Genomic DNA, 13,136 nt, shown 5'->3' on the forward strand with positions numbered 1-13,136 from the left:
TGCTGACGTTGACTATTCCACGTCTTCTTCCTCGATGCCCTCTTCGGGTACATCATTCTGAGACAGTTCAGTCTGTTCCGCCTCTGACTGGTGAACCAGTTTCCAGACGATTTTGTCGGCTTTCTTCTTGTCTTCATCTTTTTTGACGTCGACATCTTTCGTGTCATCTGCAGCCACGACCGCCGGTTTTGCTTCTACCTCGGCCGGTTTTTCTTCTGCAACCGGCGCCTTGTCCATCTCGGCCGGAGCCTCGGCAGTGCCGTCGTTCTCGATCATCTTTTCAAGTTTCTCGAACGGCTTTGCCTTCTCCTTGTCCGTTTCCGGAAGTTTGCCTTCGGCGGTCAGCGGCGGACGCACCCAGCAGTCGGTGCCGCGTTCCTTGATTTTCTTGCAGGCTTCGTTGGCCTCCTCGAACGAGGTCAGCGGACCCGCATTCAGGCGATAATAGAAGCCGCTCGGTTCCTTGCCGCCGCGATCGCCGAAATCCACTTCAGAACGGCGCGGTTCAAGATCACCGATAATGTCGAAATATTTTTTCTTCAGCTTTTCCCAGCCCGGGCGCAGTTCGGATTTCTTGCGATAGGCCGCGATCTGCAGCGCCCAGCCTTCCGGGCCAAGCAGGGCCGGAACAGAGGGATCCTCCTCTTCCGGTTCAGCTTCAACCACCGGTTCGGGAACTTCTTCGACCAGGCGGGCCACCGTCACGTTGCGGGTCAGGCTGTCGTCTTCAAAGACTTCATTGGCCGGCGCAGTCGTGTCGGTTTTCGGCTCGACAGACTGGTTCAGCACGGAGGCGAACCGGCCGTCTTCCGGCATGCTGGCCAGCACACGGAAATAGTTCATATTCTCGTTGGTCAGTTCCGGGCCGCTGTCAATGGACAGCAGACGGGAGGCCATAACCTCGTTCCCGGCCAGGGCATAGGCCATAGCAAGGTTCTGACGACTGTTGGCGCCGGCATCCTTATGCTGGGCGGCCTGCTTCAGAATACGGATTGCCTCATCATGCCGTGACTGAAGCGCCAGGGAAAGGCCATAGTTATTCAGAAGTTTCAGGTTGTCCGGATCCTGTGCCAGACCGTCCTTGTACACTTCGAGTGCTGCGCTGTTGTTGCCCTGCATTTCCATGGCCAGGGCCAGATTGGAAATAGCCTCCACATCGGTCGGCGCAAGCGAAACGGCAGAATTCAGTACCGGTACCGCCATGGTCGGACGATTCAGCGCCACATAGGTTTTGCCAAGACCTTTTAATGCGGTCAGGTTCTCTTCGTTGATGTCAACGGCCTGCTGGTAAGCTTCCAGAGCCTCTTGATACTGCCCGGTGGCGCTCAGGGAATCCCCCAGGCCAACCAGCGGCTCCGAAGAGAACGGGTGCCATTTGTGGGCCCGGCGGAACAGCGTAATCGCCGCATTGTGATCGCCTTCAGCAACCATTTCATTGGCCAGGGTCAGGAAGCTGTTGTCCTTGTTGGAGGCAGCTTCACGCCCTGCCGCCGCTGAAGCCGTCGAAGCAGCTGGTTCATCAGCTGAACCCGTCTGGTAAGGTGCTCCACCTGAACAGGCAACCAGAAATACCGGCACTGCCGCTGTCGCCATAAGTTTTGCAATTTTGAGATTTTTCATACCAGTCCCTTTTCGGCTGTTTCCATTTTCCTAATTGGGTTTTTCCAAATTCTGCCGGACTTATTCAGCCAGGCAGGAACATCTTTTGTTATCGCAGACATGTTCGGATTCATTGCACAGATACATGTCCAGCGCCTCTGTCAGAACTTCCTGACAGCTCTTGCGTGTATGCGCGGAATAAAGCCGTAGCTTCAGATGATCTTCTTCGGTCATCCGCAACGTCATGGCAATGCGCTTTCCGGCGGCTTTTGGTGCCTTGGGCGCAGTTTTTTCCACCTTGCGACGTCCAAAAATCTTACCGCCCGTTGTCTCCGTTTTGTCGTCGCTCGGACCGGACCGGCGGCCCTGCACTTCAGAGAGTTTTTTTACGGTTTCAATGGTATTTGCCAGGCCGTCTTCTGCTTCCGCAGCGACATGCTTCTCGTCAACGGTGTCGTCCTGGCCTTTGTGTCCAAACCTGTTAATAGCCGGCATGGAAAATTTAGGTGCCGCCGGGCTCGGAATTGCCTTCCCTTTGCGCGCCAGCAGTGAACCGGTTAATCTCGCTTCCTTTTTCATCAACTCTTCCCCACTCCTTACTTATGCTTGTATCTGCCGGCGACCGAACCCCTGAGCGGGGGCGGCCGGTGCCCGACGCTGGGCGGCGTTATTCTGGAAGACCGTGCGGCGGAAATTCTTCTCCAGCCGGTCGCTGATGTAATCCCACAGATCGGCAATTTCCTGTGCAGATTTTGATTCCGGATTGGTTTCCATCACGGTTCGGCCGTCGATCATGCTGGAAGCATAATCGGTCCGCTGATGCAGAGTAATCGGCGCAACAGTGCCATGCTGCGACAGGGCGATAGCGGCATCGCTGGTGATCCGCGCCCGGGCAGAGGCGCCGTTGACCACAAACATAAAGGGCTTGTCGGTCCGGTCAGCCAGCTCCACTGTACCGCCGGCGGCCCGCAGGTCATGGGGGCTGGGGCGTGTCGGGATAACAATCAGGTCGGAAACGGCAATCACGCTCTGGATCGCCAGGGTAATGGCCGGCGGTGTATCAATAATCGCCAGCTTGAAACCCTGGTTGCGCAACTCGTCAAGGTCAGTGATCAGTCGGGATACATTGGTCTGGGCGAAGGCCGGGGTCGGCGCTTCGCGTTCGTTCCACCATTCGGTGAGGCTGCCCTGCGGGTCCGTATCTACCAGAACCACAGGCCCTTCACCAGCTAGCTCGGCCTGGACAGCAATATGACCGCTCAACGTGGTTTTTCCTGACCCGCCCTTCTGTGATGTAAATGCCAAAACTCGCATATGTTCCAACCTTGTTTGATGTTTATAATTGCTGCTATAATGCAAATCTGTGTGGGAAAATATTTTCCACATACCCGTACAGTTAACCATTGTGCCCGGGAGGTATTAATAAATCGTAAAGTGAAGCGCAAAATTTTAACTACTAACTATTTATAAACACAGGGAAAATATATTGTTTTTTATATATTCGCCTTCGATGATGGGGACTTGAACACAAGTACACAGCCTATGAAAAAACCAGTCATTATTTTGCCGTTTCTCTTATCCGCATTAACTCTACCGGGTATTACCATTGCGTCCGCAACTGTCTCGGACGGTGTTTCAGCCTATGAAGCCGGAGACTACGTGCGCGCCCGGGAAGAATGGCTGCCCTACGCCGCCCTGGGCAATCCGAATGCGCTCTATAACCTCGGTCAGCTCTATCGCATGGGCCGCGGAGTGGAGAGGGACTACAAAAAGGCTGAAGAATATTATTTGCGGGCGGCCGAAAAAGGCCATGTGGGGGCTCAGCGCAACCTGGGCACGCTTCATTATTTCGGCCGGCTCGGCAAGGTGGACATGGAACAGGCCTATAAATGGCTGTACCGGGCCGCCGGCAATGGCGATGCCCGCTCCCAGTATATTGTCGGCACCATGTATTACAACGGCCAGCATGTGGCTAAAAATGAAACGGACGCCTATGCCTGGATCCACCTGTCCGCCGAACAGGGGATCAGGGACGCGATCAAAGCGCAGGACAAGCTCAAGGCCTATCTGGACTCCGATACCATCCAGGCGGCCCTGGCCAGGGCTCCCGGACTGGTCGGCTCCTACCGGGTGGCGGACAACCGCGACCTGATGGTGGATGGCCAGAATGAGCAGGAGATCGAACAGGCCACCACCCTTGATGTCCCTGGACCTGCAAAACAGGACACCGCACCTGTTTCACCGGTTGCCGAAGCGACAGGGCAAGCAAAACCGGCTCCCGCACCGGCCTCTGCAGCAAGCCAACCTGCCGTCATAGCGTCAGACAACTACCGGGTCCAGGTCGGTTCCTTCAGGTCCTCAGAGGAGGCCGAACGTGCCCTGGACGGTCTCAGCCAGCGCCTCGGCAGTCTGGTCGATGACCATGAAGCCGTCATTCAGATTGTTGACATCAGGGACAAGGGCGTATTTTACCGCCTGCAGCTTCGCCCCTTCGGGACGCGAGACGCGGCCAATGACTACTGCGGACGGCTCAAAGACAAAGGCATCGACTGTTATACAATGAAAACGCCGCCTCAACCCTGAACCGCTGGAGCCAGTTCCACTTCAACAAGACCGCGTACCGAATTGCCGACAAATATCCTGCTCGCCCGCTGAAGATCCTCGGGCCGGAGGGATTTTTCCGTCACTTTGCCTTGGTCCAGCAGGTCCTGCCGCAACGTGCCGGGAAGCAGGCCGGCGGAAAGGGGCGGCGTATAGATCCGGCCGTCCAGCTCGACAAACAGGTTGGTAAAGCTGCCCTCGGTCAACTCGCCGTTTTCATTCTGGAATATGACCTCGAAACAGCCCCTGCCCCGGGCCTGAGCCAATTCCCGGTTGTACAGCGCGCGAGCCGTGGTCTTGTGATACAATAGGCTGTTTGAACTGTCCGCCTTTTCCTCGGCAAGACAGATGGCGTATTTCCGGCCCGGATCCATGTCCTCGGTTTTTTCGCAGGTGATCGACCAGTTGCCTTTGGGCGACAGTAGAAGCCTGACCCGCCACGGACCTGAACCGGCCAGATGCGATACAGCTTCCCCGAGTTCCTGCCGGATCGCCTCTCTGTCGCAGGGAAAATCAAAATAGCTTGCCGATTTTTCCAGCCGGTCAAGATGCCGCCCCAGCAACCCGATGCCGTCCTGTTCTGTCCAGAGCATGGTTTCCAGAATCTCGAAATCCGCCTGCTCCCGGGTCAGGAAACTGGCCTTGAGCAGGCATTCCTCATATTCCGCGCCGGCATCGGAGTCTGCCACGATACCTCCTCCGATCCCGAGACACCCCCTGCCCTGGTGGTCAATCATGAGGGTTCTTATCGGGACGTTAAAGCACAGGTCCCGGTCCGGCGTAATATAGCCGATGGCGCCGGTATAAATCCCGCGCGGGCCCCGTTCCAGCTCGTGAATGATCTCCATGGCTCTGATTTTCGGAGCGCCGGTCACCGAACCGCAGGGGAACATGGCCCTGAGCAGGTCTGTCACCCGGACCTGCTCGTCAAGTTCCGCCTCAACCGTCGAGGTCATCTGCAGCAGGGTGCGGTATTTTTCCACATCAAACAGGCTGTCCACCCTGACAGAACCCGGCCGGGCCAGTTTGGACAGGTCATTGCGGATCAGGTCGACAATCATCAGGTTTTCCGCCCGGCTTTTTTCATCATCCCTGATGAAATCGGCCAGCGCCTCGTCTTCCTCCAGGGTGCGCCCCCTGCGGATCGTGCCTTTCATCGGCTTTGTGACAACCCGGTCTCCCGTTTTCTTAAGGAAAAGCTCGGGACTGAACGACAGGATGTCAAAATCATCGCTCTCGATAAAAGCGCCGTAAGACACGGGCTGAGCCCGGCGCAACCGGGAATAGAGCGCCCGCGACGGTCCGTTATACTCAAACAGGGCCTGCAGCGTATAATTGACTTGGTAGACATCGCCGGCGCGAAGATAATCGTGAATACGGGCAATATCCGCCAGATAGTCCTCGCGGCTGATATTCAGATGGAGGCCGGAAATATACCCGTCCCGGCCGCCGGTTTCCCGCGGCCAGTTTTCCTCCATCTCCCCGGAAAATAACTTTTTACGGCCTGCATAGACGCCCATGCACACATAAGGGATATCCGGCCTTTGCGGTACCAGCGCCTGCAGGCGCTCCTCCAGAACAAGGCCCGCCTCATAGCTGACATAGCCCGCCAGGTGCCTGCCGCTGTCCAGAGCCTCTTCCATCCGCTCGAATGCGCCTTCCAGGTCATCAGGACGGCGGGCGACAATCAGATCCTCCGGCGCTTCATATCGATAGGATATTCCTTCGGCGTCGCGGTCCAGACTATTGTCCAGATAAACGGTAAATTTCTTGTTTTTGCTGTTGGCCTGTTTTTCCGGCATTCTCACCGAACCTTGAAATTTTGTGTTATCACCCCGATCATAGCGTTCGGTATCAAGTCATAGGTTATCTCACAGCCGACAACAACACCCAATTCTCCCAATTGCGTGTTATCGGCGCGAAAAACATTTTCCTGGCTCCAAAATGGCCATTTACCAGTTGTTGACGACTACCCTGTAAAACGACTATTTAGTGGCATATGCACAGGACATATGCTATGAGAACGAACACAAAAATTATGTACAAAATAATTTAGTAGCAGACCAGTTTCCAAGGGATTTTAGTATAGTGTCAAGTAACCTGTTCCAAACTTCGGGGAAAACCTCCCGGGTAGAAAAAATCGCATTTGAAATCGTACGCGGCATTCACGAAGGCCGGCTGGTTCCTGGCCAGCGGCTGGTGGAAGCCGTGCTGACTGCGGAACTCGATACCAGTCGCGGCCCGCTCAGGGAAGCCCTGCGTCTGCTGTCCGCAGCCGGTCTGGTTGACCTGGTCCCGAACCGGGGCGCCATGATCCGTAAAATGAGCAAGGAGGAAATTCTCCACCGCCTGCAGCTTGTGGACGTCATGGGGGCGATTGCCTTGCGCGACTATGTGCCTTCTTCAGTGGAGAAAAACCGGCTTAAACCCCTTATTGAAGAAACTGCCGGCAGCGGGGAAGCCGTCCTCCAGCCGATCATGAATTTTTACGGTCAGATTGCCAGGAGCAACGATAACACTACGCTTGCCGAAATGCTGGCGCGCCTGAACATCTGCCATTTCTCCCGCCATATTCTGCAGGTCCTTAAAATAGACCCTGCCGAATTCTGGGAAGATTTCCGGGCAGCGGCGCACGCCATTCTGGAGGGTAATCACGACGACGCCCTGCAGAAACATTCAACCTGGGTCAATAAAGTGATTACCTGCGCTGCCTAGGCGGTCAAAGCATCCTTCGAATAAGTGATTTTCCTGTTGCCTGGCACTGGCTCCCGACCTAAAGTCTAGCCGGTCGGAAGCGGGGCAACAGGCCCTGTTCAAACAAATATAAACGGGGGATGCCCGGTGTCACTTCTTCAGATTTTCGTCCTTGCCATTGTCCAGGGCATTACAGAATTCCTTCCCATCAGTTCCTCCGGGCACCTGATTCTGGTGCCGCAACTGACGGACTGGCCGGACCAGGGCCTGATGATGGATGTGGGCGTGCATGTGGGCACCCTGGCGGCCGTCATGCTCTATTTCCGCAAGGATGTAGCCGCCCTGTTCCATGCCTTCTGGCAGATGCTGACCCTGAGCAAGAGCCACCGCCCCCACGAACGCAAACTGTTCCTGGCCCTGATCCTGGCCACCATCCCCGTGGTGGTCTTCGGCGGGCTGGTTGCCATGTTCGACCTCAATGAGGCCTGGCGCACCGCCGAAGTGATCGGCTGGACCAGTATCATTTTCGGTATTCTGCTCTATGTGCTGGACATGCGCTCCCCGGTGACGAAGACCATCCTGGAATTGCGCTATGGCCATGCCCTGATCATGGGCCTGGCCCAGGTGCTGGCGCTGGTTCCCGGCACCAGCCGCTCCGGCATCACCATGACCGCGGCCCGGGGCCTTGGCTTCAGCCGCACCGAAGCGGCCCGTTTTTCCATGCTGATGTCCATCCCCACCATCCTGGCCGCCGGCACGCTGGAGGGACTGAAACTGGCGGAAAGCGGCGACTTCGTCCTCGGCCAGGATATTTTACTCGGCGCGGCCCTGTCTTTCGCCGCCGCGCTGCTGGCCATCGCCGCCCTGATGAAATGGCTGCAGAGCGCCAGCATGACCCCCTTTGTCATTTACCGGGTGTTGCTGGGCATCGGCCTGCTGGTCTGGGCCTACAGCTAGGTCGGGCCAACTCCCCTGTTCCTGACGGGCGAGAGCTGTGATATCCTCATAAGCAAAAGGGGATATAACTCATGCATAAACTCTCACGCAGATCCTTCGGCACACTGGCGGCAGGCGGACTTATCGCTTCTGCACTTCCCGCGGTTGCGGGTGCCGATAAAACCCCTGCGCCACTGATCATTGACGGCCTCGGCGGCTTTGGCGACCCTAACAGGTACAAGGAAGGGGATCCCTTTGCCTCCCGCAAGCTGGTCTTGTCCGATCGCGGCATCCGGGACGCCCTTGCGTCCGGCCTGACTGCGATGAACCTGACCTTGGGCTATGTCGCCGGCAAGGATGATCCGTTTGAGCAAAGCGTGCGGGAAATCGGCAAATGGAACGCCGCAATCCGCGCGGCCAGTGACCGGCTGCTCAAGGTCTACGACATTTCCGATATCGCCCGGGCCCGGCAAACCGGGCGCCTGGGCGTGATCTTCGGGTTTCAGAATGCCGTCCAGATCGGGGAAGATCCGGAGCGTGTCGACATCTTCGCCAATCTCGGGATGCGCATCATCCAGTTGACCTACAACGACCGCAACCAGATCGGCTGCGGATCGGTAGTCACTGAAGATACGGGGCTGACCGACCTGGGGCGGCAAATCGTGGAACGCCTGAACCAGTGCCGTGTCCTGGTGGACGCGAGTCATGGAGGTCCGCAAACCATCCTTGATGCCATTGACCAGTCCAGCGCGCCAATGGCCATCACGCATACCGGATGTCGGGCGCTGGCCGACCTCCCGCGCAATGTCAGCGACGAAACCCTGAAAAAACTCGCCGACAGGGGCGGTGTCGCCGGCATCTATTTCATGCCGTTCCTGAACAAGGGGCCCCAGCCCTACGCCGAAGCTGTCGTCCGGCATATCGAACATGCCGTCAATGTGGCCGGCGAAGACCATGTCGGCATCGGCACCGACAACCCCGTCACCGCCATCGATGACATGCCGGCCTACCGGGCATTCATCCGCAAAGAGGTTGCGCAACGCGCCAAGGCCGGGGTTTCGGCCCCGGGAGAACAGGGCGATATCGTTCCGATGATCCCCGACCTGCAGGGTATCGACAAATACCGCAAACTGATGCGGCTTTTGGACCAGCGGGGGTTTTCGTCCGGCCAGATCGAAAAGATCATGGGTCTCAATTTCCATCGCTTGATGAAGGAGGTGTGGGCGTGAGACTGGCAGGTCTGCTACTCTCCTTTTTGCTGCTGGCGCAGTCCGCCCCGGCGCAGACGCTCCTGCTCCGGGATGCCATACTCATTGACGGCACCGGCGCTCCGGCGCGGCATATTGAAAATATGTTGATAGAAAACGGAAGGATCACAGGTTTCTTTGATGTCATTCTTGAAGAGGTCCCCTTTGACAGGGAGATCGACCTAAAGGGCGCCTGGATTATCCCGGGACTGATCGACGCCCATGTGCATCTGTCCGGTTTTGACGGCGACCGGCGCGAGATGCAGGACCGGCTGGAGCGGGCGCTGCGGGGCGGCGTTACCGCCGTGCGGGACATGGCCGGCGACGCCCGGGTCCTGAAGGATACCGTCGACGGCCTCCGTCAGGGCGACTATCTGGGCCCGGAAATTGTCTATAGCGGCCTGGTCGGCGGCCCGGACATGTTTGACGACCCGCGGGTGCTGGAGGCCTCCCAGGGCTATGAAGCGGGCACGGCGCCCTGGCTCAGGGCCTATCATGCCGGCGATGACGCCGACCGGATCATGGAGGAGATTAAACATACCGGCGCCCGGGCCGTGAAACTCTACGGCAACCTCAACCCGGAGGCGGTCAGAATACTGATCCCCGCCGCCCGCCGGGCCGGGCTTATGACCTGGGCCCACGCCACCACCTTCCCGGCCCGCCCCTCCGACCTGGTGGAGGCCGGTGTCGATGTGTTATCCCACAGCGCCTATTTTGTATGGCAGGCAGTGCTGGACGTCCCCGATGACTATAATGCCCGCAAAAACGGCCCCTACAGCGAGTACGACCCCGATAGCGAGAACTATCGCATGCTGGTGGCGCGCATGGCCCAGGACAAGGTGCTGCTGGATGCCACCCTGTTCGTTTATTATGCCTATGAGAAAGAAAGCGGCAGCTTGCCGGCAGTCGGCAGCACCGACACTGCCTTTGGCTGGGCCGCCGCCTTTACCGCCCTTGCCCATGAGGCCGGGGTCAGGATCGCTACCGGGACCGACGCCCTGCTGTCGGAAAAAAAGCAGGAGCAGGACGCCCTGCCCTATCTCCATAGCGAACTCGAGCTGCTGGTCCGCCATGCCGGCCTGACGCCGCTGGAGGCGCTGGTCGCCGCCACCCGTAACAGCGCCGAGGCCGCGGGCCTGCTCGAGGAGCACGGCACCCTGGAAGCGGGCAAGATCGCCGACCTGGTAGTGCTCAATGCCGATCCGCTCAGGGATATCCGCGCCACCCGCGACATCCGCCTGGTGATCCGGGCCGGGCAGGTTGTTGAACCTGATGAATAACGGAAAAGGCGGCCCCGGGAAAGTCCCGGCACCGCCCGTTCCTCGTCATCGGGAGCTTGTCAGTCCAGATTTTCCAGCAGCAGCAGTCCAGCCGCGGTGTTGGAAATCGGGATGGTATATTTCTTGTGCAGCAGATTGACCTTGTCGCTCAGTGCGCCGCGCATCATCAGCCACAGCACCAGCTCAACCCCCTGGGAACCGGCCAGGCGCACCAGGTCGGGAATGCTGTAGTCGAGCAGGGCAACGGGATCCTCGACGATTTTCTCCATGCAATATTCGTCGAATTCCTGATTGAGGAAACCGGCCCGTTCGCCTTCCAGCTGGTGGCTGAGGCCGCCGGTGCCGATGATCACCACTTTGACGTCCTCGCCATAGGAGCGGATCGCCCGGCCCATGGCCTTGCCCATGTCATAACAGCGTTTCGGGCTCGGCACCGGATGCTGCACCGTGTTGACGCAGACCGGGATGGTGCGCACTTCCGGGCTCCGGCGCTCCGGCCACATCAGCTGCATCGGCACAGTGAAGCCGTGGTCCACCTTCATTTCCTGACAGGTGGTGAGGTCGAATTCCTCGGCCATCAGCGATTCAATGATATGCCAGGACAGTTTCGGGTCGCCCGGGAACGGCGGAATTTCCGGAATACCCCAGCCCTCGTCCTCGTTACGGTATTCCTGCGCCGCGCCGATGGCGAAGGTCGGCATGGCATTGAGGAAGAAATTGAGTCCGTGGTCGTTATAGATCACTACCGCTACATCGGGCTTGACCTCGTCCAGCCACTCGCGCACCGGCGGATAACTGTCGAAGAAGGCTTTCCAGTAGTGGCTTTCGAAATCCTTCTCGGCGATGGCCTTGCCAATCGCGGGAATGTGGGAGGTGGTGATGCCACCGACAATCTTGGCCATGATCAGTCCTTTCCGTATTCACCGAGGATTCTGTCAAATTCCTCGCGACTGACACCGCGCTGCTGGGCGCCGATGTCCTGCATGTTGAGGCCGAAAATGCCGGCGAACTTGGCCAGGTAATAGGCATTGCCGCCGGCCTCCAGCAGGTCCAGCACCTGGCGGCTCTTGATCGCGGCTTTCTGTTGCTCGTTGAGGCCGTATTTGTCGCAATAGGCCTCCTCGTCGGCAAGGAACTCCTCGCGGTTCTTTTTCTCGTTAAAGGAAAAGCACATTTTGTTGAGGGCATAGCCCTTCATGGCTTCTTCCCCGTCAAACAGGGTTGTTCCCGGGATCGGGTCGTAGTCGCGTCCCATCGTCTTGCTCCCACTGGTTCGTCACTCAATGAAAGCATTCTAGCCCTCCGGCGCCCTTTTGTAATTGACATAGATCAGCAAAAATCGGTTTTTGCATGCAATAATGGGATTATATTGACTGTTTATGGGATTTTTATCCCCATATTGCGTGCAATTCCATCATTATTCCACACCGACCACCACCCGGCCCGCCGCCATAGGACGTCACTCAAACCCTTGGCATCACCAACCATCTCTGATATGACCTATAGCGTTTGGGACACATTTTTCAGGGCGCCCGGGAAACCACGATCGGCCCCTGCTTACGGGAGAGATATTTCATGGCCTATATTCGCACTTCACATGTCGGCAGCCTGCCCCGCGGCGAGGAACTGACCCCGCTGCTGATCGCCCGCGACAACGGCAAACCCTATGACGCCAAAGAATTCGACGAAAAGGTCTCGGCCGCGGTTGACCATGTAGTGCAGAAACAGGTGGAATGCGGCGTCGACATCGTCAGCGACGGCGAAATGGGCAAGATCGGTTATTCCACCTATATGATCGAGCGCCTGTCCGGCTTCGGCGGCCATGTGGACCGCAAACCGGCCGCCGATCTCGCCGAACATCCGGGCCTCGCCAAAAAACTGTCCGCCATCATGGGCAGCCAGGAATTTGTCCGCGCCTCCTGCGTCGGCAAGGTGGAACTGGTGACGCTGGATCCGCTGTGGGAAGACATCAACCGCTTCAAGGCGGCGCTCGACAAGCACGCCGGGCCCAAGACCGAGGCCTTCATGAACGCCGCCTCCCCGGGCCTGATCACCGCCTTCCAGGTCAACCAGTTTTATCCGAGCCACGAGGCTTACCTCGCCGATCTCGCCGACGCCATGCGCGAGGAATATGAAACCATCGTCAATGAGGGCTTCTACCTGCAGCTCGACTGCCCGGACCTGGCCATGTCGCGCCATACCGGCTACCAGGACCTCTCCGAAGAGGAATTCCTCAAGGTCGCGGCGGCCAATGTGGAGGCGCTCAACGCCGCCACCGCCAATATCCCGCCGGAAAAGCTGCGCATGCATATCTGCTGGGGCAACTATGAGGGCCCGCACGACCATGACATCGCGCTCGAGAAAATCATCGACATTATCCTGGGGGCCCGCCCCTCGACCCTGCTGTTCGAGGCCGCCAACCCGCGCCACGAGCATGAATGGAAAGTCTGGGCCGAGGCCAAACTGCCCGAGGACAAGATCCTCGCCCCCGGCACCATCGATACCTGCTCCAACTATGTGGAGCATCCGGAGCTGATCGCGCAACGGATCGAGCATTTCGCCGGCATCGTCGGCCCGGAACGGGTCATCGCCTCCACCGACTGCGGCTTCGGCACCTTCGCCGGTTACGGCAAGATCGACCCGGACGTGACCTGGAAGAAGCTCCGTGCGCTGCGCCAGGGTGCGGATATCGCGGGGGGACGGTTGTAAGTCTTCACGTCGTCCTGATCAGAACAGACGCCATCCTTCGGGGTGGCGTTTTTTTGTTTCAGCTGCTTCT

The 13,136-nt window shown here is 58.1% G+C and carries 12 protein-coding genes; 6 read left to right on the plus strand and 6 right to left on the minus strand.

Translation table 11 applies throughout. The features are described from left to right. Positions 1–12: 12 nt before the first annotated feature. Genes FIV46_RS15075 through FIV46_RS15085 form a run of 3 tightly spaced genes read right to left on the minus strand, consistent with a single transcriptional unit; the run spans position 13 to position 2,913 of the window. Positions 13–1,620, minus strand: coding sequence for an SPOR domain-containing protein (locus FIV46_RS15075; RefSeq protein ID WP_139941756.1), 1,608 nt, complete (start codon positions 1,618–1,620; stop codon positions 13–15). A 60-nt stretch (positions 1,621–1,680) separates the two neighbouring features. Continuing rightward, positions 1,681–2,178, minus strand: a complete 498-nt coding sequence (locus tag FIV46_RS15080; RefSeq protein ID WP_139941757.1) for a hypothetical protein — start codon at positions 2,176–2,178, stop codon at positions 1,681–1,683. A 21-nt stretch (positions 2,179–2,199) separates the two neighbouring features. Further along, positions 2,200–2,913, minus strand: a complete 714-nt coding sequence (locus FIV46_RS15085) for an AAA family ATPase (protein ID WP_139941758.1) — start codon at positions 2,911–2,913, stop codon at positions 2,200–2,202. 228 nt (positions 2,914–3,141) lie between these two features. Here FIV46_RS15085 and FIV46_RS15090 point away from each other — a divergent pair, with 228 nt between their 5' ends. Beyond that, the gene (locus FIV46_RS15090) at positions 3,142–4,182 is read left to right on the plus strand and encodes an SPOR domain-containing protein (protein WP_139941759.1); all 1,041 of its coding nucleotides are present in this window, start codon (positions 3,142–3,144) and stop codon (positions 4,180–4,182) included. Here the strand turns inward: FIV46_RS15090 and FIV46_RS15095 are convergent. Further along, on the minus strand, positions 4,173–6,002 hold the full coding sequence (locus FIV46_RS15095) for an aminodeoxychorismate synthase component I (protein ID WP_139941760.1): 1,830 nt from the start codon (positions 6,000–6,002) through the stop codon (positions 4,173–4,175). The genes FIV46_RS15090 and FIV46_RS15095 overlap by 10 nt on opposite strands. Positions 6,003–6,288: 286 nt before the next feature. Between FIV46_RS15095 and FIV46_RS15100 the strand changes: the two genes are divergently transcribed. The 4 genes from FIV46_RS15100 (at position 6,289) to FIV46_RS15115 (ending at position 10,357) form a co-directional block, all read left to right on the plus strand. Continuing rightward, entirely contained in the window at positions 6,289–6,915 is a 627-nt protein-coding gene (locus tag FIV46_RS15100) for a GntR family transcriptional regulator (RefSeq protein ID WP_181163260.1), read from the plus strand. Between the two features lie 126 nt (positions 6,916–7,041). Continuing rightward, entirely contained in the window at positions 7,042–7,851 is an 810-nt protein-coding gene (locus tag FIV46_RS15105) for an undecaprenyl-diphosphate phosphatase (RefSeq protein ID WP_139941762.1), read from the plus strand. 71 nt (positions 7,852–7,922) lie between these two features. Continuing rightward, positions 7,923–9,059, plus strand: a complete 1,137-nt coding sequence (locus FIV46_RS15110) for a dipeptidase (protein ID WP_139941763.1) — start codon at positions 7,923–7,925, stop codon at positions 9,057–9,059. After that, a complete protein-coding gene (locus tag FIV46_RS15115) occupies positions 9,056–10,357 on the plus strand; it encodes an amidohydrolase family protein (RefSeq protein ID WP_139941764.1) in 1,302 nt (433 codons plus the stop codon). Before FIV46_RS15110 ends, FIV46_RS15115 begins: the two co-directional genes overlap by 4 nt. Positions 10,358–10,416: 59 nt before the next feature. Here FIV46_RS15115 and FIV46_RS15120 read toward each other — a convergent pair whose 3' ends face one another. Next, positions 10,417–11,259, minus strand: a complete 843-nt coding sequence (locus FIV46_RS15120; protein ID WP_139941765.1) for a class III extradiol dioxygenase family protein — start codon at positions 11,257–11,259, stop codon at positions 10,417–10,419. Positions 11,260–11,261: 2 nt separating this feature from the next. Next, the gene (locus FIV46_RS15125) at positions 11,262–11,612 is read right to left on the minus strand and encodes a protocatechuate 4,5-dioxygenase subunit alpha (RefSeq protein ID WP_139941766.1); all 351 of its coding nucleotides are present in this window, start codon (positions 11,610–11,612) and stop codon (positions 11,262–11,264) included. 320 nt (positions 11,613–11,932) lie between these two features. On the opposite strand from FIV46_RS15125, the gene FIV46_RS15130 reads away from it, so the two are divergent. Then, positions 11,933–13,066, plus strand: coding sequence for a cobalamin-independent methionine synthase II family protein (locus FIV46_RS15130; RefSeq protein ID WP_139941767.1), 1,134 nt, complete (start codon positions 11,933–11,935; stop codon positions 13,064–13,066). The last annotated feature ends 70 nt before the right edge of the window (positions 13,067–13,136 follow it).

The sequence above is a fragment of the Emcibacter nanhaiensis genome, assembly GCF_006385175.1.
GTDB lineage: Bacteria > Pseudomonadota > Alphaproteobacteria > Sphingomonadales > Emcibacteraceae > Emcibacter > Emcibacter nanhaiensis.

What these genes read in the sequence shown, in the direction of transcription:
- FIV46_RS15110 (WP_139941763.1), top strand. Translation starts at nt 7,923, where the DNA reads ATGCATAAACTCTCACGCAGATCCTTCGGCACACTGGCGGCAGGCGGA.
- FIV46_RS15125 (WP_139941766.1), bottom strand. Translation starts at nt 11,612, where the DNA reads ATGGGACGCGACTACGACCCGATCCCGGGAACAACCCTGTTTGACGGG.
- FIV46_RS15130 (WP_139941767.1), top strand. Translation starts at nt 11,933, where the DNA reads ATGGCCTATATTCGCACTTCACATGTCGGCAGCCTGCCCCGCGGCGAG.
- FIV46_RS15075 (WP_139941756.1), bottom strand. Translation starts at nt 1,620, where the DNA reads ATGAAAAATCTCAAAATTGCAAAACTTATGGCGACAGCGGCAGTGCCG.
- FIV46_RS15095 (WP_139941760.1), bottom strand. Translation starts at nt 6,002, where the DNA reads ATGCCGGAAAAACAGGCCAACAGCAAAAACAAGAAATTTACCGTTTAT.
- FIV46_RS15120 (WP_139941765.1), bottom strand. Translation starts at nt 11,259, where the DNA reads ATGGCCAAGATTGTCGGTGGCATCACCACCTCCCACATTCCCGCGATT.
- FIV46_RS15085 (WP_139941758.1), bottom strand. Translation starts at nt 2,913, where the DNA reads ATGCGAGTTTTGGCATTTACATCACAGAAGGGCGGGTCAGGAAAAACC.
- FIV46_RS15080 (WP_139941757.1), bottom strand. Translation starts at nt 2,178, where the DNA reads ATGAAAAAGGAAGCGAGATTAACCGGTTCACTGCTGGCGCGCAAAGGG.
- FIV46_RS15090 (WP_139941759.1), top strand. Translation starts at nt 3,142, where the DNA reads ATGAAAAAACCAGTCATTATTTTGCCGTTTCTCTTATCCGCATTAACT.